Origin of the sequence: Rahnella perminowiae (assembly GCF_019049755.1) — a bacterium.
In the GTDB taxonomy this organism is placed as follows: domain Bacteria; phylum Pseudomonadota; class Gammaproteobacteria; order Enterobacterales; family Enterobacteriaceae; genus Rahnella; species Rahnella perminowiae.
Genome location: NZ_JAFMOS010000608.1, coordinates 1 through 22,028, shown reverse-complemented (window position 1 = coordinate 22,028; position 22,028 = coordinate 1). Strand labels below are relative to the sequence as shown.

The following is a 22,028-nucleotide window of genomic DNA, read 5'->3' as shown; positions in this document are numbered from 1 at the left end:
CAACCCGCGTAAAAAGAGTTTCGTCAATATCGATGAAGCAGGTAACTGTTTGATGGATAGGATGAAAAACAACCATTCTGACGACCATACGTGATGAACGTTGCTCATCAAAACGTGTTAATTCGGGCACAATTCAGGATGCTTTGTAGGGATTTTGCAGAAATAACGCGTGAGATGCGTTGTTATTGTTCAAAGAGAAAAGATAGCTAAAAAGGGGGTACCAGCTTTTCAATCTGGCACGTTCTTCTGATTTTGCTTCTTTTACTTTGACAATCCGCTGTGCATTTGCGAAAACATCAGGGGAAGGAGAAATTAACTGCCTGTCTGTGACTTGAATTTATGCCATTGGCTGCTACCGGACCTGTTCCGGTCTTGTTTTTTGGCTTTTCGGTTGCAGCAGGGATGAGTGAATCAGGTTGTTTGTTGACAACCTATTAATTTCGCAGGGTTATTTCTTTTGAGTATCCGCTTTACGGCCGTGTTCCTTTTGACAGGGGATCAACGCGGCTTTTGGATGCGTAAACCTTAATCATCGGGTCTTCGCTTGGGACAACCCTTAGACATTGAAGTTGGCTGGGGTATGGCAGGTGCAGGGAAGGACAGCAGAGAGACAATAATAATGGTAGACAATAAAAAGCGTCCGGGAAAAGATCTCGACCGTATTGACCGTAACATCCTCAATGAATTGCAGAAGGATGGCCGGATTTCAAACGTCGAGCTTTCCAAACGTGTGGGATTATCTCCAACTCCATGTCTGGAGCGCGTTCGTCGTCTGGAACGTCAGGGCTTCATCAATGGTTATACTGCATTGCTCAACCCGCATTATCTGGATGCCTCGTTGCTGGTATTTGTTGAAATTACCCTCAATCGCGGCGCGCCGGATGTGTTTGAGCAGTTCAATGCGGCAGTGCAAAAACTCGAAGATATTCAGGAGTGTCATCTGGTTTCAGGGGATTTCGACTATTTGTTGAAAACCCGCGTACCTGATATGTCTGCTTACCGTAAGCTCTTAGGTGAGACTTTACTTCGTCTGCCTGGTGTTAACGACACCCGCACCTACGTGGTGATGGAAGAAGTGAAGCAGACAAATCGCCTGGTCATTAAGACCCGGTAATTGTTCTGGTGCAAAACCTTGTCATTTTAGCTACACTCCTGTGTATCTATACAGCTATGGCGCCGGGGAGTCTCGGCGCTGTTGCTTTTTCTCAGTTCACAGGAACCTGGAGAGCCTTTCTTGAGCCAGGAATATACAGAAGATAAAGAAGTTACCCTAAAAAAACTGAGCAATGGCCGCCGTCTGCTGGAGGCTTTGCTGGTTGTGGTGGCGATTTTTGCTGCTTATTTAATGGCAGCATTGGTGAGTTTTAACCCCTCTGATCCCAGTTGGTCTCAGACCGCCTGGCATGGGCCAATTCATAACTGGGGTGGAGGTGTAGGTGCATGGATGGCCGACACGCTGTTCTTCATCTTTGGCGTATTTGGCTACGCGATACCCCCTATTATTCTGTGTCTCTGTTGGGCGGCTTTCCGTCAGCGGGATAGACAGGATTTCGTCGATTATTTTGCCCTTTCGCTGCGCCTTATTGGCACGCTGGCGCTCATTGTCACGTCTTGTGGTCTTGCGGCCGTCAATATTGATGACCTGTATTACTTCGCTTCCGGCGGTGTCATCGGCAGTTTGCTCAGTACCGCGATGACCCCGTACTTCAATAACGTGGGGGCGACCCTGGTTCTGCTGTGCGTCTGGGCTGCCGGTCTGACTTTATTTACCGGCTGGTCCTGGCTGACCATCGCTGAAAAGATCGGCGGCGCAGTGCTGGGTGTGACAAATATCGTGACCAACCGCTCCCGTCGCGATGAAGATTATGATTACGACGAGCATGACGATCCGCTACTGGAAGACGACGCAAAACCTGTCGCTAAAGTTGTGCCTGCCGTCGCTGCGGCAAGCGTTGTCACAGCATCGGCAGTTGCTGCTGAAGCCGATGAAGATGATGTGCTGTTTTCTGCACCTTCCGTGAATGAGCCCGCGGCTCAGGCGTCTTCGGTAGCCAGCCCGGCGGAAGCTGAACCTGCAGCGGCTGTGAGCCCGGCACCGGCAGCCGATCCTTATGCCGCTGAACCGCCGGTTGCTAATATTGCACCGCCGCCGGCACCGGCTGCAGCTACTCCGCCGTTATACAATTTCGAGATCCCGGAAGAAACACCGGTACCGCGCCATCCGCAACCCGTTCAGCAATCCCCATCACCCGCGCCCGTTGAGCGCAGAGAGGACGATGGGCCGAGCCTGGGCAACTGGCAAACGGCAGTGGAACATTCCCGTTCTCCGTTTGATTTCAGTTCAGCGGTGCCTGATGCCGGTCAGGCAGCCAGCGTGGCGGCCACCGCAGCACTGGCGACTGGTCTTGCGCAGGCAGGACAGTCAGCGGCATCTTCTGTGGGTAACACCTTTATGCCGGCTTTCAGTGCGGTGAGCGATGAAAATCCGCAGGTGAAAAAAGGCTTTGGCCCTGAGTTACCACGTCCTAATCCGGTGCGTATACCTACGCGCCGTGAGCTGGCCTCATATGGCATTAAACTTCCTTCCCAGCGTATGGCAGAGCAGCAGGAACAGGCGCAGTCAGCGACGACGCAACGGGATGCCGAACAAAGCGTATGGCATAACGACTCTCTGGCGCAGGCTGACGAGGAAGCCATGCAGGAAGCAGCATTGCAGCAAGCCTTTGCGGCTCAGCAGCAAGCGCGTTATGGCGATGCAGAGCCTGCTGATGAACCGGATGCCGCCGCCTTGCAGGAGGCCGAATTACGCAATGCGTTTGCGGCGCGTGAGCAGGCCCGTTATGAGCAGGATGTCGAACCGCAAAGTGGTGTGCTTCAGCATCATCATTCACAAAGTCACCAGGCTGTATCACCCGCTGTTGCAGCGGATGATTTTGCCGCTGCGGCCATGAAGCTCAGCCAGCATGATGCCTTCAGTTTCTCGCCAATGGCTGATCTGATTGACGATACGCCTTCTGAGCCGCTGTTTACCTTGCCGGCACAAACGGAAGAAGAACCGCAACCTGCTTTTGCGCAGCAACCTTATCAGCGCGCTGCGGCCTCTGAGCCCGTGCAGCATGCCCAGGAATATGAGGCTCCTCGTCAGTCTGCGCCATCGGTACAGCCGGATATGGACAGTTTGATCCACCCGTTCCTGATGCGTAATGAGCAGCCGCTGGTTAAACCGACCACGCCGCTCCCATCGCTGGATTTGCTCACTTCACCTCCGGCTGAAGCGGAGCCGGTGGATGAGTTCGCGCTGGAACAGATGGGCAATCTGATCGAAGCACGCCTGAATGATTACCGGATTAAAGCCGATGTCGTCGGGAAATTACCCGGGCCGGTGATCACCCGTTTTGAACTGGATCTGGCGCCGGGTGTTAAAGCCGCACGTATTTCCAACCTTTCGCGTGACCTTGCCCGCTCATTGTCAGCAGTCGCGGTGCGTGTTGTGGAAGTGATCCCAGGCAAACCGTATGTCGGCCTGGAGTTACCCAATAAAAAGCGCCAGACCGTCTATCTGCGTGAAGTGCTGGACTGTGCGAAATTTAAAGAAAGTACATCACCCCTGACGATTGTCCTGGGTAAAGATATTTCCGGTGAACCTGTTATCGCCGATCTGGCGAAAATGCCTCACTTGCTGGTTGCCGGTACGACCGGTTCCGGTAAGTCCGTCGGCGTTAATGCCATGATCCTGAGTATGTTGTACAAGTCCAAACCGGAAGATGTGCGCTTCATCATGATCGATCCGAAAATGCTCGAATTGTCAGTGTATGAAGGTATTCCGCATCTGCTGACCGAAGTCGTGACCGATATGAAAGATGCCGCCAATGCGCTGCGCTGGTGTGTCGGTGAAATGGAGCGTCGCTATAAACTGATGTCGGCGCTGGGTGTGCGTAACCTTGCCGGTTACAACGAGCGGGTACTGGAAGCGGAAGCAATGGGGCGTCCGATTCCTGATCCATTCTGGAAGCCCGGCGACGGAATGGCTGCGGAGCCGCCGTATCTGCAGAAAGAACCGTTTATCGTGGTGATGGTCGATGAGTTTGCCGACCTGATGATGACCGTCGGTAAAAAAGTGGAAGAGCTGATTGCGCGTCTTGCTCAGAAAGCCCGTGCGGCAGGTATTCACCTGGTTCTGGCGACGCAACGTCCTTCCGTTGACGTCATTACCGGTCTGATTAAAGCCAATATTCCGACCCGTATTGCTTTTACGGTGTCGAGTAAAATTGACTCCCGCACTATCCTGGATCAGGGCGGCGCAGAATCCCTGTTGGGGATGGGTGATATGCTGTATATGGCACCCAACTCCTCGATTCCGGTTCGTGTTCACGGGGCTTTTGTCCGTGACCAGGAAGTGCACGCGGTCGTGCAGGACTGGAAGGCGCGCGGTCGTCCAAAATACATCGAAAGCATTGTTTCCGGTGGCGATGATGGTGAAGGGGGCGGTTTAGGTCTGGACGGTGATGAAGAGCTTGATGCTCTGTTTGATCAGGCTGTTGCATTCGTTGTCGATAAACGTCGTGCGTCAATTTCCGGCGTTCAGCGTCAGTTCCGTATCGGTTATAACCGTGCGGCGCGAATTGTTGAGCAAATGGAAGCGCAGGGCATTGTCAGTACGCCGGGCCATAACGGTAACCGTGAAGTCCTGGCACCGCCGTCACACGAATAAAACTGTACCGATCTGCCTGTATTTTGTTAAGAAGGGTCGCGAATGCGACCCTTGTGCAAAGAAGCGTAAAACAACGTTTTTTCAGATGATTGAGCTACCTTCTGGGCGTCGCCTCGGATAGAGTTCGCACCATACGTCTTTTGCCTGTGTAAAAGGCATCGTCTGAAGTTTATGGATTTCTGAGGTAAGAATAAGAATGAAAAAATTGTTAATGGTAGGGTGTTTACTGACCGCATTTACCTCCGCTTCCGTATTAGCGGATGCCAGCAGTGACCTTAAATCCCGTCTGGGTAAACTTAATACTTTCCATGCCAGTTTTACACAGACGGTCACCAGCGATGATGGTGCAGCTGTTCAGCAGGGTGAAGGTCAGTTGTGGGTGAAACGTCCAAACCTGTTTAACTGGCATATGACCACGCCAGATGAAAGCATTTTAGTTTCCGATGGTAAAACCCTGTGGTTCTACAACCCGTTCGTTGAGCAGGTCACGGCGACCTGGCTGAAAAATGCCACAGGCAACACGCCGTTTATGCTGATCACGCGTAATGACAGCAGTGACTGGGCAAAATACAACGTGAAGCAGAAAGGCGATGATTTCGAATTAACGCCGAAAACGGCGACCGGTAATCTGAAACAATTCGCGATCAACGTGACCCCTTCAGGCACTATCAAAAGCTTCACTGCCGTTGAGCAGGACGGGCAGAAAAGTGCTTATACATTGAAAGGCGAGCAAAATGCGTCTGTTGATGATGCCAAGTTTAAATTTACTCCGCCGCAGGGTGTGACGGTGGACGACCAGCGTCAGTGAGGTTAGTTTGAGTAATCTGTCACTCGATTTTTCCCAAAACGAATTCCAGCCACTGGCCGCCAGGATGCGGCCAGTTACCCTTGCAGAATATATCGGACAGCAGCATCTGTTAGCGCCAGGCAAACCTTTGCCACGGGCGATTGAAGCAGGGCAATTGCATTCTATGATTCTATGGGGTCCGCCGGGCACCGGGAAAACAACGCTGGCAGAACTGATTGGCCGCTATGCAGACGCCGACGTCGAACGGATATCGGCGGTGACCTCCGGCGTCAAAGATATTCGTGAAGCGATTGAACGTGCCCGGCAGAATCGCGATGCCGGACGCCGTACCATTTTGTTTGTTGACGAAGTTCATCGCTTTAACAAAAGTCAGCAGGATGCATTCCTGCCGCACATTGAAGATGGCACCATCACGTTTATTGGTGCGACCACCGAAAACCCCTCTTTCGAACTCAATTCCGCATTGCTGTCTCGCGCCCGTGTGTATTTGCTGAAATCACTGACCTCCGAAGATATCGAGAAAGTGATTGATCAGGCATTGACGAATGCGGAGCGCGGTTACGCCAACGAGAAAATCCGTGTTCCGCCGGAAACCCGTCGTATGCTTTCGGAGCTGGTGAATGGCGATGCACGCCGTGCGCTGAACAGCATTGAAATGATGGCTGATATGGCGGAAATCGACGCCAAAGGTTACCGGACACTTACGCCGGAATTGCTTACTGAGATTGCCGGTGAACGCAGTGCGCGCTTTGATAATAAAGGCGATCGTTTTTACGATTTAATCTCTGCTTTGCATAAATCAGTACGGGGTTCTTCGCCTGATGCGGCGCTTTACTGGTACGCCCGCATCATCACTGCCGGTGGTGACCCGCTGTACGTGGCGCGACGTTTGCTGGCGATTGCGTCAGAAGATGTGGGTAATGCGGATCCGCGTGGCATGCAGGTGGCCCTCGCTGCCTGGGATTGTTTTACTCGTGTGGGTCCGGCTGAAGGTGAGCGTGCAATTGCGCAGGCTATCGTATATCTGGCCTGTGCTCCGAAAAGTAATGCGGTTTATACGGCGTTCAAATCAGCCATGCGTGATGCCCGGGAAATGGCAGATTTCGATGTACCGGAACACTTACGTAATGCACCGACGAAGCTGATGAAAGAAATGGGGCTGGGTGCCGAGTATCGTTATGCGCACGACGAACCGAATGCCTATGCTGCGGGCGAAGATTATTTCCCGCCTCAAATGGCCCGTACGCAGTATTATTACCCGACATCACGCGGCCTTGAAGGCAAGATCGGCGAAAAGCTGGCATGGCTTGCCGAACAAGATCAAAATAGCCCGACAAAACGCTACCGCTAATTTTATCGTTGCGGTAAGGTTATCCGTGATAACTCTTTGACACGCTGTCGTTTCAGTCAGTGTGCATCGTCAAATTAACATTCAATAACGACACGTACAGGATTAGCATGCTGGATCCCAATCTGCTGCGTAATGAGCTAGACGCAGTTGCAGAAAAACTCGCTCGCAGAGGTTTTAAACTCGATGTGGAAACGCTGCGTTCTCAGGAAGAACGCCGCAAAGTCTTGCAGGTAGAAACGGAAACTCTACAGGCTGAACGTAACTCCCGATCGAAATCTATCGGTCAGGCAAAAGCCCGTGGCGAAGACATCGAACCCCTGCGTCTGGAAGTGAATACGCTGGGTGAGAAGCTGGATGCCGCGAAAGCGGAACTGGATGCATTGCAAAATGATATCCGCGATATCGCTTCTGCTATTCCAAACATGCCTGATGACTCTGTGCCCGCCGGTAAAGATGAGAACGATAACCAGGAAGTCAGCCGCTGGGGTACGCCGCGTCAGTATGATTTCGCCGTGCGTGATCACGTATCGTTGGGCGAAATGGCAGGCGGTCTGGATTTTGCCGCGGCCGTAAAACTGACGGGTGCGCGTTTTGTGGTGATGAAAGGGCAAATCGCCCGTATGCATCGCGCGCTGTCGCAGTTCATGCTGGACTTACACACAGAACAACATGGTTATCTGGAAACGTATGTTCCGTATCTGGTCAATCAGGAAACGCTGTTTGGTACCGGTCAGCTGCCAAAATTTGGCGAAGATCTGTTCCATACCAAACCACTGAGTGAAGAAGCGGGCAGCAGCAATTATGCGCTGATCCCAACGGCAGAAGTGCCGCTGACTAACCTGACTCGTGATGAAATTCTTGAAGAAGAATCTCTGCCACTGAAGATGACGGCGCATACCCCTTGTTTCCGTTCAGAAGCCGGCTCTTATGGCCGTGATACCCGCGGGTTGATCCGTATGCACCAGTTCGACAAAGTTGAAATGGTGCAAATTGTGCGTCCTGAAGATTCAATGGATGCACTGGAAGAACTGACCGGTCATGCGGAAAAAGTGCTACAGTTGCTGAATTTGCCATACCGCAAAGTTCTCCTGTGTACCGGCGATATGGGCTTTGGCTCTTGCAAAACCTACGACCTGGAAGTTTGGCTGCCAGCGCAGGACACTTATCGTGAAATTTCCTCATGTTCAAACATGGGCGATTTCCAGGCCCGCCGTATGCAGGCGCGTTGCCGCAACAAAACTGACAAAAAACCACGTCTGGTTCATACACTGAACGGTTCTGGTCTGGCTGTGGGGCGTACACTGGTTGCGGTGTTGGAAAACTATCAACAAGCTGATGGCCGTATTGAAGTGCCGGAAGTATTACGTCCATACATGGGCGGTTTAGAATATATCGGTTAAGCCCGTGATATATGCATTAATATAGCGAAAAAGCGCCTAAGGGCGCTTTTTTTATGCATAAAAACGTGCGCTACGCTAAGAAATCCTCATTTCACCTGATCCAACTCCGGCTTTTTTGATAGCAGACAAGGTTTCATACCTCCTGCTGAGTAGTATCCACGCAGTCAGAGTGGGTATTGCCTCGTTACCGGAGCGGAATATGTCAGAAACCAAACCAGAAATTACCACGGTAAAGAGTGGTATCAGCCGGCGGACGTTGATGAAGACATCAACACTGGCCGGGCTGGTCATTGCTGCGGGTGGCGTATCGTTGCCTTTTAGCCGTAAAGCACTGGCGCAAGCGACAGAGAAGCCAAAGCATGAAGATAAAGTGGTGTGGGGCGCCTGCTCGGTCAATTGTGGCAGCCGCTGTGCACTACGTTTGCACGTGCGCGATGATGAAGTTTACCAGGTTGAAACGGATAATACCGGGCAGGATATTTATGGCGCTCATCAGGTACGCGCCTGCCTGCGCGGGCGTTCTATCCGTCGCAGGATAAACCATCCTGAGCGTCTGAATTACCCAATGAAGCGCGTCGGTAAGCGCGGTGAAGGTAAGTTCAAACGCATCAGCTGGGAAGAAGCCTTTGATGAAATTGCCGGTAATTTGCAGCGTATTGTTGCGAAATATGGCAATGAAGCCGTGTATATCAATTATACCTCCGGCGTGGTAGGCGGTAACATTACCCGTTCTTCTCCTTACGCCTCGCTGGTGGCGCGTCTGATGAATTGCTATGGTGGTTTTCTCAGTCATTACGGCACCTACAGTACCGCGCAAATCGCCTGCGCTATGCCATATACCTATGGTAGCAACGACGGCAACAGTACGTCAGATATTGAAAACAGTAAACTGGTCGTCCTTTTCGGTAATAATCCGGCGGAAACGCGCATGAGCGGCGGCGGGATTACGTACTATCTCGAACAGGCGCGCCAGCGTTCCAATGCCCGGATGATCGTGATCGACCCGCGTTATACCGATACCGCCGCAGGCCGGGAGGACGAATGGATCCCTATCCGGCCGGGAACGGATGCCGCACTGGTGGCAGGCCTTGCCCATGTGCTGATCACTGAGGACAGGGTCGATCAAGACTTCCTTGATTCGTATTGCGTGGGCTACGACGAAAAAACCTTGCCTGCGGAGGCACCGGCTAACAGTCACTACAAAGCCTATATTCTCGGTCAGGGCGAAGATGCGACGGCAAAGACACCTGAATGGGCGTCCCGGATTACCGGTATTCCGGCGGACCGGATTATCAAACTGGCCCGCGAAATCGGGCAGGCCAAACCTGCCTACATTTCTCAAGGCTGGGGCCCGCAGCGCCAGGCCAATGGCGAGCTGACGTCACGTGCTATTGCTATGCTGCCGATTTTAACCGGTAATGTCGGCATTAATGGCGGCAACAGCGGGGCGCGGGAATCCACCTATACCATTACCATTGAACGTATGCCGGTGCTGGAAAATCCGGTAAAAACACAGATTTCCTGTTTCAGCTGGACTGATGCCATCGCGCGCGGCCCGCAGATGACTGCTAAAGCAGATGGTGTTCGCGGCAAAGACAAACTGGATGTGCCGGTCAAGTTCATCTGGAACTATGCGGGTAACACCATCACCAACCAACATTCCGACATCAATAAAACCCACGATATTCTCCAGGACGACGCGCAGTGCGAGATGATCGTTGTGCTGGAAAACTTCATGACTTCCTCGGCAAAATACGCCGACATTCTGCTGCCTGATCTGATGACTGTTGAACAGGAAGATATTATTCCCAACGACTATGCCGGGAATATGGGATATCTGATCTTCATCCAGCCTGCGACGTCCGCTAAGTTTGAACGTAAAGGCATCTACGAGATGATGAGCGAAGTGGCTCGTCGTCTTGGCCCGGATGTGTACAACAAGTTCACGGAAGGGCGTACCCAGCGGGAATGGCTGCAATATCTGTATGGCAAAATGCTGGCGAGAGATCCGGCATTACCTGCTTATGAAGAACTGCGCGAAATGGGGATTTATAAGCGCAGGGATCCGGCCGGACATTTCGTGGCTTATAAAAAATTCCGTCAGGATCCTCATGCCAATCCGTTGAAAACCCCTTCCGGTAAAATCGAAATTTATTCCTCTGCACTGGCGAAAATTGCCGGCGAATGGGAACTGCAAAAAGATGAAACGATCAGTCCGCTGCCGGTATATGCCTCAACCTTTGAAGGCTGGGACGATCCGAAACGCAGTCAGTTCCCGCTGCAAATGTTCGGTTTTCATTACAAAGCCCGCACCCATTCCACATACGGCAACATCGACGTGTTACAGGCATCCTGCCGCCAGCAGGTATGGATCAACCCGATTGATGCCAAAACCCGTGGCATTGAAAACGATGACAGAGTGAAAGTCTTTAATGACCGGGGTGAAGTGCGCGTGTCGGCTAAAGTTACCCCGCGCATCATGCCTGGCGTTGTGGCTATGGGTCAGGGCGCATGGCATCAGGCCAATATGAGTGGTGACCGTATTGATCATGGTGCCTGTATGAATACGCTGACAACCCAACGTCCTTCTCCGTTGGCGAAAGGCAATCCTCAACATACTAATTTGATTCAAATAGAAAAAATCTAAAAAAGCGGCCTGCCAGGCGCCAGGCCGATGACAGGGTAGTTAAATTTTTGTCCTTCAGATAAGGACGTTACGGAGTCAGTAATGTCGGATTCAAACAACAGTCAAACCCATTCATCCGGTGGGATCAGCCGCCGCGATCTGGTTAAGGGAACCACACTTGCCGGTATGGCAGCTGCGGTTGGCGGTATATCGTTGCCGTTTAAATCAATACGAGCGGAAAAACTACAGGCTCCGGCCCAAACTGCGGATGAGAAAATCGTCTGGAGTGCCTGTACCGTCAACTGTGGCAGTCGCTGTCCGTTGCGAATGCATGTCGTTGATAACGAGATCCGCTATGTCGAGACCGATAATACCGGTGATGACAATTATGAAGGGCTGCATCAGGTTCGTGCCTGCTTGCGCGGGCGCTCAATGCGTCGTCGCGTTTATAACCCCGACCGTCTGAAATATCCGATGAAACGCGTAGGTAAACGTGGTGAAGGAAAATTCAAGCCCATCAGTTGGGATGAAGCCTTTGATACCCTGGCGGGCAGCCTCAAAGATATTATTCATCGCTATGGTAACGAAGCGATCTATCTGAATTACGGTACAGGTACGCTGGGTGGAACGATGACCCGTTCATGGCCGCCAGGCAAGACCCTGATCGCCCGTCTGATGAACTGTTGTGGTGGTTATCTGAATCATTACGGTGATTACAGTTCGGCGCAAATCGCTGCGGGCCTGAATTATACCTACGGCGGCTGGGCGGATGGTAATAGCCCTTCCGACATCGAAAACAGCAAACTGGTGGTGCTGTTCGGTAATAACCCGGGTGAAACCCGTATGAGCGGTGGCGGGGTGACGTATTACCTTGAACAGGCCCGTCAGCGTTCGAACGCCCGCATGATTATTGTTGATCCGCGCTATACCGATACCGGTGCAGGGCGGGAAGATGAATGGGTGCCGATCCGCCCGGGGACGGATGGCGCTCTGGCTGCTGCACTGGCGCATGTCATGATCACAGAAAATCTGGTTGATCAGCCATTCCTGGATAAATATTGCGTCGGTTATGATGAAAAAACTTTACCGGCAGGTGTACCTGAGAATGCGCATTATAAGGCCTATATCCTTGGAAAAGGGCCGGATGGTGTGGCGAAAACGCCTGAATGGGCGGCAAAAATTACCGGTATTCCCGTGGATAAAATCGTCAAGCTGGGGCGTGAAATCGGGCAGGCAAAACCCGCATTTATCACTCAGGGCTGGGGCCCGCAACGTCACGCTAACGGAGAAATTGCGACCCGCGCGATCGCGATGCTGGCGATCATTACCGGCAATGTTGGCATTAATGGCGGCAATTCCGGTGCCCGCGAAGGATCCTATGAGATCCCGTTTGTCCGTATGCCGACGCTGGAGAATCCGGTTCAGACCAGTATTTCTATGTTCCTGTGGACCGATGCGATTGTACGTGGCACACAGATGACCGCTACGAAGGATGGCGTGCGTGGCAAGGATAAACTGGATGTGCCTATCAAGTTTATCTGGAACTACGCCGGTAACTGTCTCATTAATCAGCATTCTGATATCAACCGCACCCATGACATTCTGCAGGATGACAAACAGTGCGAAATGATTGTGGTGATTGATAACCACATGACCTCATCGGCGAAATACGCCGATATTATCCTGCCGGACTGCACGGCCTCAGAGCAGATGGATTTTTGTCTTGATGCCTCATGCGGCAACATGGATTACGTGATATTTGCCGATCAGGTGATCACACCTCGCTTCCAGTGCAAAAACATCTATGAAATGACCAGTGAGCTTTCCCGCCGAATGGGCGTAGAGCAACAGTTCACCGAAGGCCGTACGCAGGAAGAATGGTTACGTCATCTCTATCAGCAATCACGTGAGGCGCTGCCAGAACTGCCTGATTTCGACACTTTCCGCAAACAGGGCATATTCAAAAAACGTGATCCCGACCTGCATCATGTCGCTTACAAAGCATTCCGTGAAGATCCGGTGGTCAATCCGCTGAATACGCCATCCGGTAAAATCGAAATTTACTCCGCTGAGCTGGCCAGAATTGCTGCTGAATGGGAACTCTCTAAAGAAGATGTGATTGATCCCTTACCGGTATATGCCGCAGGTTTCGAAAACTATGACGACCCGCTGGCCAGTAAATATCCGTTGCAACTGACGGGCTTCCACTATAAAGCGCGCACTCACTCCACTTATGGAAATGTGGATGTGCTCAAAGCCTCCTGCCGCCAGGAAATGTGGATCAATCCGCTGGATGCCGCACAACGTGGTATCTCCAACGGCGACATGATCCGCATCTTTAATGATCGCGGGGAAGTGCATATCGCCGCCAAAGTGACACCACGCATGATGCCGGGCGTTGTCGCGCTTGGCGAAGGTGCCTGGTATTCCCCTGATAGCAAAAAAATTGATCGGGCGGGCAGCATTAATGTACTGACTTCTCAAAGACCTTCACCGCTGGCGAAAGGTAACCCCTCTCACACCAACCTTGTGCAAGTGGCTAAGGTTTAACGGAGTAAAACATGACAACTCAATATGGCTTTTATATTGACTCAAGCCGCTGTACAGGGTGCAAAACCTGTGAGCTGGCATGCAAGGACTTCAAAAACTTAACGCCGGACGTCAATTTCCGCCGTATTTATGAATATGCCGGGGGCGACTGGCAAAAAGACGGAGATGTCTGGCATCAGAATGTGTTCGCCTATTATCTGTCCATTTCCTGCAACCATTGTGCGGATCCAGCCTGCACCAAAGTCTGTCCAAGCGGTGCGATGCATAAGCGTGAAGACGGTTTTGTGGTCGTAAACGAAGACGTCTGTATCGGCTGCCGTTATTGTCACATGGCATGTCCGTATGGGGCACCGCAATACAATGAAGCCAAAGGCCACATGACCAAGTGTGACGGATGCTACGCGCGCGTTGCTGAAGGTAAAAAACCGATTTGTGTTGAATCCTGCCCGCTGCGCGCATTGGATATGGCACCTGTTGAAGAACTGCGTGCGAAATACGGTGAGCTGGCCGAAGTAGCCCCCTTGCCAGCTTCACATTTTACTCACCCCAACATCGTCATCAAACCCAATGCGAATTGCCGTCCTGTAGGCGATACCACGGGTTATCTGGCTAATCCGAAGGAGGTTTGAGATGGGAAACGGATGGCATGAATGGCCTTTGATGGTCTTTACGGTTCTGGGGCAATGTGTTGTCGGCGCATTTATCGTGTTGGCCATTGCATTGCTGACTCAACGCAGTCCGGAAGAGTACCGCCGGATCCACTTCTCGATGTTTTTCCTGTGGGTGCTGATGGCCGTCGCCTTTATCGCCTCGGTGCTGCATCTGGGATCGCCCCTGCGGGCATTCAATTCGCTTAACCGTCTGGGTGCGTCGCCGCTGAGCAATGAAATCGGTAGCGGATCATTCTTCTTTGCCTTAGGCGGGATTTACTGGCTGCTGGCGATGCTCAACAAGATGCCGCGCGCACTGGGTAAAATCTGGTTGATCGTCACCATGCTGGCGGGTATCGGTTTTGTTTACGCGATGTGCCGCGTTTATGAAATTGATACCGTGCCGACCTGGGATAATGCGTATACCTTCTTCCATTTCGGGCTGACGGTGCTGATCGGTGGTCCGGTTCTGGGTTCTCTGCTGCTTCGTGGTGCGAATATCAGTGGTTGCGGGCTGCGCCTGTTGCCGGTTATCAGTCTTGCTGCGCTGGTCGTGAGTATGGCAGTTGTCATGCTGCAAAGCGCAAGTCTGGCAGGCATCAGCAGTTCTGTTCAGGCTGCTTCTGCCCTGATCCCGCAATACGGTTCGCTGTCAGTCTGGCGGCTGGTGCTGGTCATTCTCGGTCTCGGCTGTTGGTTCTGCCCGCTGGTTATGCGCAAGCGTCCGGCACTGGCATCAATGATTCTGGCGTTCGTGCTGGTATTTGCCGGTGAGCTGATTGGTCGCGCCATTTTCTATGGTTTGCATATGACCGTGGGAATGGCCGTCAGCGGCTAATGATCAGTAGTCCGATTTATCAGAGAACGCGTCGCTTGTGGTGGCGTGTTCTCTCTAATCAGAGTGAATTATGTCAGCAGAATCAATCAGTTTAACCGGTAAAATTTTAGGCGCCGTCTTATTTTATCCGCCAGATTCCCGCGAAGTTCAGCCTTTAATTGCATTACTGGAAAACAGCGAATGGGCACCCTTGTGGCCCTGTGCCAGTGAAGATGCCAAAGCGCAGGTCACTGAATATTTCAGCCAGATTGATCTGGCGAAGGAAAGTCTCGGGGACGCTTATCAGCGCCTGTTTGTAGGCCCTTACGCGCTCCCTGCGCCGCCGTGGGGCTCGGTCTATCTGGACAAAGAGTCCGTCGTGTTTGGCGATTCCACACTGGTGCTTCGGCAGTGGATGCGCGAAAACGGCATCGAACCGCACCTGACCCAGGCAGAACCAGAGGATCACATTGGTTTGCTATTGATGATGTCTGCCTGGCTGGCTGAAAACTCTCCGGCATTGTTGAATGAATTTTTAACAATGCATTTGCTGCCTTGGGCAGGTCGTTATCTGGAATTGTTGCGGCAGAAAGCCGAACATCCGTTTTACGTGGGTGTGGCCGTACTGGCTGAATCCACGCTCTGTGGCTGGAAACAGCTGCAGGGTCTGGAAGTAAAAGCCGCGGATTTGTATTTCTGATGAGCGATCCACGTGATGCTGGCTTTTACCGGGCCTGGATGAGCAGCAGAACTGTCAGCCGCCGTGGATTATTTCGCGGCCTGCTGTCAACGGGTAAGCAGGCCATTAAACAAGCACAACCCCCTTCAGCAAAGTTGCCGGTGCGCACAGTTGCCCGTCCGCCTCAGGCCGTTGCCGAACCGGCATTTCTGCAGCAATGTGATGGATGCGGGCACTGCGTACAGGCATGTCCGGTCGGCATTATAAGCGTTCAGGAAAGGGTGGCCTCGCTGGCTATCGATTATGCCGAATGTGATTTTTGCGGGGCCTGCACGCAGGCTTGCGAAAGCGGGGCGCTGGATGAACGTGTCCCGATGGATATCAGTCTGCGTCCGGTAATTTCGGCTCAGTGCCTGGGGCGGTTAGATGATATGTGCAGGATGTGCGAAATTGCGTGTCCCCGCACGGCAATATTTTTTAATCAACAAAATCAACCTGTGGTTGATGACAAGAAATGTAACGGGTGTGGTAAATGTAAACTCGTTTGTTATCATGGTGATATTGCATTGTCATTAAAGCATCATAATTCTTAATCTCAGGACTTGATTAACGATTTCAATCATCACTCTTCCGTTTGTGCTCAGGCTGGTTTTTGCCGGATTGACTTTTAAACCGCCGGTGGCATGATGCGCGCAATTTCTTCCTCTTTGTGGTCATCACCATCCTATGTCCGCCTATTCCCGTCCTGTTTCTCTGCTCCTGTGCGGACTCCTGCTGTTGACGATTTCTATCGCTGTTTTAAACACGCTGGTCCCCTTGTGGCTCAGTCATGAGCAACTTCCGACCTGGCAGGTCGGGCTGGTTAGTTCATCTTATTTTACCGGTAACCTGTTGGGTACTTTGCTCGCGGGCGGGCTGATTAAACGTATGGGTTTTAACCGCAGTTATTACCTCTCCTGCATTTTGTTTGCTGTTGCGACGGCAGGTCTGGCGCTCTCAATGAGTTTCTGGAGCTGGATAACGGCGCGTTTTGTTGCAGGGATCGGTTGTGCGTTGATCTGGGTTGTGGTGGAAAGTGCGTTGCTACGCAGCGGAACTGTCAAAAATCGCGGCCAGTTGCTGGCGGCGTATATGATCATGTATTACATCGGCACAGTGGTTGGGCAGCTCCTGGTGGGCACAGTGCCCACAGCAATTTTAAGCGTGTTGCCTTGGGTGACGGCGCTGATTGTCATTGCGATGCTGCCGTTGCTGTTGACGCATATTGAAAACCAGAACAGTGAGCAACCGCGTTATGCCGTAATGCCGATGTTCAGACGCAGAAATGCCCGCCTGGGAATTAACGGTTGTATTATTTCCGGCATCGTTCTGGGCTCTCTCTACGGCCTGATGCCGTTGTTCCTGACGCATCAGGGAATGAGTGATGCGGATGTAGGTTACTGGATGGCATTGCTGGTCAGTGCCGGAATTGTCGGGCAGTGGCCGGTGGGACGACTGGCCGATCGCTACGGACGCCTTATGGTACTGCGTATTCAAATCTTCGCCGTTATTCTCGGTAGCATTGCGATGCTCAGTGGTTATGCGATGGCACCGACGCTATTCATTCTGGGATGTGCTGGTTTTACGTTGTATCCGGTTGCCATGTCCTGGGCTTGTGAAAAAGTAAATGCAGAGGAACTGGTGGCGATGAATCAGGCATTACTGATGAGCTACACCATCGGCAGCCTGGCAGGACCAACGATGACTGCGATACTGATGCAAAGTTATTCAGACCGCCTGCTGTTCGTGATGATTGCGGTGGTCTCGCTGGTCTATCTGGCGATGCTGATGCGCAAAGCGGATCATACGCATAACCCGGTTGCTGCCGCCTGATACCCTTCATACTTGAAGCTACAACTGCGTTAGCTACGCTCCGGGACCCGAATCACTGACTTATGTCAACTCATCGGGATCTCGTCACTCGTCGCCTTGTTGCAACTCCAATTATTTTGGGTATGGTTTCATTGAGAATCTTAGTCTCATAAAGCGAAAAAGACGCCAGATGGCGTCTTTTTAATGGGCAGGATATCGGTGTTTAATAAATCACTTTATGCCCGTAGCTGGCCAGAATGTTTTTCACTCTTTCCATGATCTCTTTGGTCGGCGGATTTACGCCATCCAGACCGTATTTCTCACCCATTGCCGTCCATTTGTGTTTACCCAACTCGTGATATGGCAACAGTTCAATCTTCTCGATATTGGTCATATCTTTGGTGAACTCACCCAGTTTATGCGCGGAGTCATCATCATCAGACCAGCCCGGCACGACGACATAACGGATCCAGGTTCGCTGATTACGTTTAGCCAGGTAGCGGGCGAAGTCCAGGGTGCGGTGATTGGAGACACCTACCAGATTCTGGTGAATATCGTCGTTCATCTGTTTTAGATCAAGCATGACAAGGTCAGACACATCCAGTAATTCGTCGATCACCGGATCATAACGACGAACAAAACCGTTGGTATCCAGACAGGTATTAATCCCTTCTTTCTGGCAGGCGCGGAACCAGTCACGCACAAATTCAGCCTGCAGTATGGCCTCGCCACCGGAGGCTGTTACGCCGCCACCGGAAGCATTCATAAAATGACGATATGTGACGACTTCTTTCATCAAGTCATCGACATTGATCTCTTTCCCGCCATGTGTGTCCCAGGTATCGCGGTTATGGCAATACATGCAACGCATCAGACAACCCTGGAAAAAAACAATGAAACGGATACCTGGGCCGTCAACGGTGCCACAGGATTCATATGAGTGGATGCGACCTTGAACTGACATTGCGGGTTATTCTCCATATTGACCAATGAATAGCAGTCTACGTGTGCGGATGCTGGCCTGGCAGAGATAAACTGGAAACAACAGGTTTATGATACCAGACAATCATTAAGGTTGATTGTCAGCAATGGCGATACTGCTTTGCCAGAAGTCCACAACGTATAGCGCTCTGGCAAAACAGACTGTCGTGCAGACAGTGCAGGGCAGGGAGAGATGAAACAAAGGCTCCACACAGTGGAGCCTTTTTATCAGACCAGATTACAAGGCTGAGTTATTACAGAGACTTGGTGAAAGTACGGGTAATAACGTCTTGTTGCTGTTCTTTAGTCAGTGAGTTGAAACGTACCGCATAACCGGAAACACGGATGGTCAACTGAGGATAGTTTTCAGGATGTTCCATCGCATCTAACAGCATTTCACGGTTCATCACGTTCACGTTCAGGTGTTGACCACCTTCAATGGACGCTTCGTGGTGGAAGTAACCATCCATCAGACCCGCGAGGTTTGCTTTACGTACATCATCGTCTTTACCCAGCGCATTTGGAACGATAGAGAAGGTATAAGAAATACCATCTTTCGCGTAAGCAAACGGCAGTTTAGCAACGGAAGTCAGAGAGGCAACCGCACCTTTCTGGTCACGACCGTGCATTGGGTTAGCGCCAGGGCCGAATGGAGCACCAGCACGACGACCGTCCGGAGTGTTACCTGTTTTCTTACCATAAACCACGTTAGAGGTGATGGTCAGAACGGACTGAGTGGCTACAGCGCCACGGTAGGTACGCAGTTTCTGAATTTTCTTCATGAAACGTTCTACCAGGTCGCAGGCGATGTCATCTACGCGAGAATCGTTATTACCGAACTGCGGGTATTCGCCTTCAATCTTGAAGTCTATCGCCAGGCCGTCTTCATCACGGATAGTGCTAACTTTTGCGTATTTGATAGCGGACAGGGAGTCAGCAGCAACTGACAGACCTGCGATACCACACGCCATGGTGCGATAAACGTCACGGTCATGCAGAGCCATCAGCGATGCTTCGTAGCTGTATTTGTCATGCATGTAGTGAATGATGTTCAGCGCAGTCACGTACTGTTTAGCCAACCAGTCCATGAAGTGATCCATGCGGTCCATGACTTTATCGAAGGTCAGGACTTCATCCATCATTGGTGCTTCTTTAGGACCCACCTGGATTTTCATTTTTTCATCAACGCCGCCGTTGATTGCGTACAACATGGTTTTCGCCAGGTTTGCACGAGCGCCGAAGAACTGCATTTGTTTACCCACAACCATCGGGCTCACACAACAAGCGATGGCATAGTCATCGTTGTTGAAGTCAGGACGCATCAGGTCATCGTTCTCATACTGTACAGATGAGGTATCGATAGACACTTTCGCTGCGTACTTTTTGAAGTTCATTGGCAGTTTTTCAGACCACAGGATGGTCATGTTCGGCTCAGGTGAAGGCCCCATGGTATACAGGGTATTCAGGAAGCGGAAGCTGCTTTTGGTCACCAGAGTACGGCCGTCAACGCCCATACCTGCCAGAGATTCAGTTGCCCAGATTGGGTCACCGGAGAACAGTTCATCATACTCAGGGGTACGCAGGAAACGAACCATACGCAGTTTCATAACCAGATGGTCAATCAGTTCCTGAGCTTGTTCTTCTGTCAGTTTGCCAGCTTTGATATCTCGTTCGATGAACACGTCAAGGAAAGTAGATACGCGGCCGAAGGACATTGCAGCGCCGTTCTGAGATTTAACTGCAGCCAGGTAGCCGAAGTAAGTCCACTGTACAGCTTCCTGTGCGTTAGTCGCAGGACCAGAAATGTCGCAACCGTATTTAGCAGCCATTTCTTTAATCTGGCCCAGTGCACGGTGTTGTTCAGAGATTTCTTCACGTAGCTGGATGGTCATTTCCAGGTTTACGCCATTTTCCAGGTCGTCTTGCAGAGACTGGAATTGTGCGTATTTATCGGCCATCAGGAAGTCGATACCGTACAGTGCAACGCGACGGTAGTCACCGATGATACGGCCACGGCCATATGCATCTGGCAGACCAGTCAGAACACCGGATTTACGGCAGTTCAGGATGTCTTTGGTGTAAACATCAAATACGCCCTGGTTGTGCGTTTTACGATAATCAGTGAAAACTTTCTTCAGCGCTGGATCCAGTTCACGGCCATAAACTTTACATGAACCTTCGACCATTTTGATGCCGCCGAATGGGATCAGAGCACGTTTCAATGGCGCGTCAGTTTGCAGACCAACGATAGTTTCCAGAGATTTATTGATGTAACCGGCATCGTGAGAAGTGATGGTAGAGGCAACGTCAGTATCGAAATCAACCGGAGCCTTAGTGCGGTTCTCCAGTTTGATACCATCCATTACTTTATCCCACAGGGTGGTTGTCGCTTCGGTAGCGCCAGCCAGGAAGGACTCATCACCTTCATACGGTGTGTAGTTCTTCTGAATGAAGTCACGGACGTTTACGCCATTCTGCCATTCACCAGCACTAAAACCTTGCCATGCGTTGGTCAATTTTTCATTGAGCTTGGACATTTTGCACCTACCTTCTAATTTGGATTTCTTTAAAAATCACGAGTAAAACTGTCGTAACAAGACTGCCACGTTGTATCAGTGGTGCTTCTCATCGCGAAGATATATAACCCAGTACGTTAACCCTACCAGCAAACCGCCCCCGATGATGTTACCTATGGTCACAGGGATGAGATTGTCGATGATAAAGTTAGATATGTTCAGTTCTGCGAATTGTGCCGGTGTTGCCCCGACAGCCTGCCAGAATTCTGGTGTCGCAAAGTTTTTCACTACGATGCCTAAAGGGATCATGAACATGTTGGCAATGCTGTGTTCAAAGCCGCTGGCGACGAACATACCCACTGGCAAAATCATGGCGAACATTTTGTCCATCAAGCTACGGCCGGAGTAACTCATCCATACCGCCAGACAAACCATCAGGTTAGCGAGGATCCCAAGACATACGGCTTCGATAAATGTGTGATGCATTTTATGGTCAGCGGTTTGCAAGACATTAAGGCCCCACAAGCCATTATCGACCATGTATTCACCGGAGAACCAAATCAGAGCCACAAAGAATAGGCAGCCAATCAGGTTACCAAAATAGACATTGACCCAATTGCGTGCCAATTGCCCCCAGGTGATACGCCCGCTGGCTTTGGCAATTACGATAAGCACAGTGGAAGTAAACAGGTCGGCACCACACACTACGACCAGCATCAGACCCAGTGAGAAGCAGATGCCCCCGACGAGTTTTGCAAGACCATAAGGTACGGTTCCGGTGCCTGTGGTGGCGGTGATATAAAAAGCAAAAGCAATAGAAATAAAGACGCCAGCAGTAATGGCTAAAAAGAATGTTTTTAACGGCTGTTTGGTGGCTTTATAAACGCCGGCATCTTCAGCAACTTTTGCTGTAGCGGCGGGTAAAATGAGATCGAAGGGGTTGTCAGCTTTCACATTAACTCTCTTATTCAGGGCTATGCACTGCGCAACGAGATACTAGCAAAGCAGTATAACGTAAAAATTGATGTGGATCATACGAGGGGGGTTTTTGGTGGTTTGTAATGAACGACTAAAGGGGTGGTTTAAGA

At 51.3% G+C, this 22,028-nt stretch carries 15 protein-coding genes; 12 read left to right on the top strand and 3 right to left on the bottom strand.

All coding sequences use genetic code 11. The features are described from left to right. Positions 1–619 precede the first annotated feature (619 nt). The 12 genes from lrp (at position 620) to J1785_RS19600 (ending at position 17,464) form a co-directional block, all read left to right on the top strand. Entirely contained in the window at positions 620–1,114 is a 495-nt protein-coding gene (gene lrp / locus J1785_RS19655; RefSeq protein ID WP_013574775.1) for a leucine-responsive transcriptional regulator Lrp, read from the top strand. 120 nt (positions 1,115–1,234) lie between these two features. Then, complete coding sequence (locus J1785_RS19650) at positions 1,235–4,711, top strand: DNA translocase FtsK 4TM domain-containing protein (protein WP_217220270.1); 3,477 nt, start codon at positions 1,235–1,237, stop codon at positions 4,709–4,711. A 196-nt stretch (positions 4,712–4,907) separates the two neighbouring features. Beyond that, positions 4,908–5,519, top strand: a complete 612-nt coding sequence (gene lolA / locus J1785_RS19645; protein WP_129952476.1) for an outer membrane lipoprotein periplasmic chaperone LolA — start codon at positions 4,908–4,910, stop codon at positions 5,517–5,519. A 7-nt stretch (positions 5,520–5,526) separates the two neighbouring features. Continuing rightward, entirely contained in the window at positions 5,527–6,870 is a 1,344-nt protein-coding gene (locus tag J1785_RS19640; protein ID WP_129952477.1) for a replication-associated recombination protein A, read from the top strand. A gap of 107 nt (positions 6,871–6,977) precedes the next feature. Then, a complete protein-coding gene (serS, locus tag J1785_RS19635; protein ID WP_015696611.1) occupies positions 6,978–8,270 on the top strand; it encodes a serine--tRNA ligase in 1,293 nt (430 codons plus the stop codon). 199 nt (positions 8,271–8,469) lie between these two features. Then, complete coding sequence (gene ynfE, locus J1785_RS19630; protein WP_217220269.1) at positions 8,470–10,917, top strand: selenate/tellurate reductase subunit YnfE; 2,448 nt, start codon at positions 8,470–8,472, stop codon at positions 10,915–10,917. An 81-nt stretch (positions 10,918–10,998) separates the two neighbouring features. Beyond that, positions 10,999–13,446, top strand: a complete 2,448-nt coding sequence (gene dmsA / locus J1785_RS19625) for a dimethylsulfoxide reductase subunit A (RefSeq protein WP_217220268.1) — start codon at positions 10,999–11,001, stop codon at positions 13,444–13,446. An 11-nt stretch (positions 13,447–13,457) separates the two neighbouring features. Then, positions 13,458–14,075, top strand: a complete 618-nt coding sequence (locus J1785_RS19620; protein ID WP_217158865.1) for a DMSO/selenate family reductase complex B subunit — start codon at positions 13,458–13,460, stop codon at positions 14,073–14,075. 1 nt (position 14,076) lies between these two features. Continuing rightward, a complete protein-coding gene (locus tag J1785_RS19615) occupies positions 14,077–14,934 on the top strand; it encodes a dimethyl sulfoxide reductase anchor subunit family protein (protein WP_217158867.1) in 858 nt (285 codons plus the stop codon). A gap of 70 nt (positions 14,935–15,004) precedes the next feature. Next, positions 15,005–15,613: a Tat proofreading chaperone DmsD gene (dmsD, locus tag J1785_RS19610; protein WP_217220267.1), complete on the top strand. Its 609-nt coding sequence runs from the start codon at positions 15,005–15,007 to the stop codon at positions 15,611–15,613. Continuing rightward, positions 15,613–16,185 carry a ferredoxin-type protein NapF gene (napF, locus tag J1785_RS19605; RefSeq protein ID WP_129991225.1) on the top strand — a complete coding sequence of 191 codons (573 nt, stop codon included), beginning with the start codon at positions 15,613–15,615 and terminating at the stop codon, positions 16,183–16,185. The genes dmsD and napF overlap by 1 nt, the downstream gene beginning before the upstream one ends. A 133-nt stretch (positions 16,186–16,318) precedes the next feature. After that, positions 16,319–17,464, top strand: coding sequence for an MFS transporter (locus tag J1785_RS19600; RefSeq protein WP_217220266.1), 1,146 nt, complete (start codon positions 16,319–16,321; stop codon positions 17,462–17,464). Positions 17,465–17,666: 202 nt separating this feature from the next. Here the strand turns inward: J1785_RS19600 and pflA are convergent, their stop codons facing one another. From pflA to focA, 3 genes are all read right to left on the bottom strand, one after another. Then, positions 17,667–18,407 (bottom strand): pyruvate formate lyase 1-activating protein, encoded by a 741-nt coding sequence (gene pflA, locus J1785_RS19595; protein WP_015689580.1) that lies wholly within the window; start codon positions 18,405–18,407, stop codon positions 17,667–17,669. A 271-nt stretch (positions 18,408–18,678) separates the two neighbouring features. Continuing rightward, on the bottom strand, positions 18,679–20,961 hold the full coding sequence (pflB, locus tag J1785_RS19590; RefSeq protein WP_217220265.1) for a formate C-acetyltransferase: 2,283 nt from the start codon (positions 20,959–20,961) through the stop codon (positions 18,679–18,681). Positions 20,962–21,036: 75 nt separating this feature from the next. Next, positions 21,037–21,894, bottom strand: a complete 858-nt coding sequence (gene focA, locus J1785_RS19585; RefSeq protein ID WP_112287343.1) for a formate transporter FocA — start codon at positions 21,892–21,894, stop codon at positions 21,037–21,039. Between the last annotated feature and the right edge of the window lie 134 nt (positions 21,895–22,028).

Excerpts from the sequence above, each read along its gene's own strand:
- lrp (WP_013574775.1), top strand. The coding sequence starts at position 620 with ATGGTAGACAATAAAAAGCGTCCGGGAAAAGATCTCGACCGTATTGAC.
- lolA (WP_129952476.1), top strand. The coding sequence starts at position 4,908 with ATGAAAAAATTGTTAATGGTAGGGTGTTTACTGACCGCATTTACCTCC.
- serS (WP_015696611.1), top strand. The coding sequence starts at position 6,978 with ATGCTGGATCCCAATCTGCTGCGTAATGAGCTAGACGCAGTTGCAGAA.
- ynfE (WP_217220269.1), top strand. The coding sequence starts at position 8,470 with ATGTCAGAAACCAAACCAGAAATTACCACGGTAAAGAGTGGTATCAGC.
- dmsA (WP_217220268.1), top strand. The coding sequence starts at position 10,999 with ATGTCGGATTCAAACAACAGTCAAACCCATTCATCCGGTGGGATCAGC.
- J1785_RS19620 (WP_217158865.1), top strand. The coding sequence starts at position 13,458 with ATGACAACTCAATATGGCTTTTATATTGACTCAAGCCGCTGTACAGGG.
- J1785_RS19615 (WP_217158867.1), top strand. The coding sequence starts at position 14,077 with ATGGGAAACGGATGGCATGAATGGCCTTTGATGGTCTTTACGGTTCTG.
- dmsD (WP_217220267.1), top strand. The coding sequence starts at position 15,005 with ATGTCAGCAGAATCAATCAGTTTAACCGGTAAAATTTTAGGCGCCGTC.
- napF (WP_129991225.1), top strand. The coding sequence starts at position 15,613 with ATGAGCGATCCACGTGATGCTGGCTTTTACCGGGCCTGGATGAGCAGC.
- J1785_RS19600 (WP_217220266.1), top strand. The coding sequence starts at position 16,319 with ATGTCCGCCTATTCCCGTCCTGTTTCTCTGCTCCTGTGCGGACTCCTG.
- pflA (WP_015689580.1), bottom strand. The coding sequence starts at position 18,407 with ATGTCAGTTCAAGGTCGCATCCACTCATATGAATCCTGTGGCACCGTT.
- pflB (WP_217220265.1), bottom strand. The coding sequence starts at position 20,961 with ATGTCCAAGCTCAATGAAAAATTGACCAACGCATGGCAAGGTTTTAGT.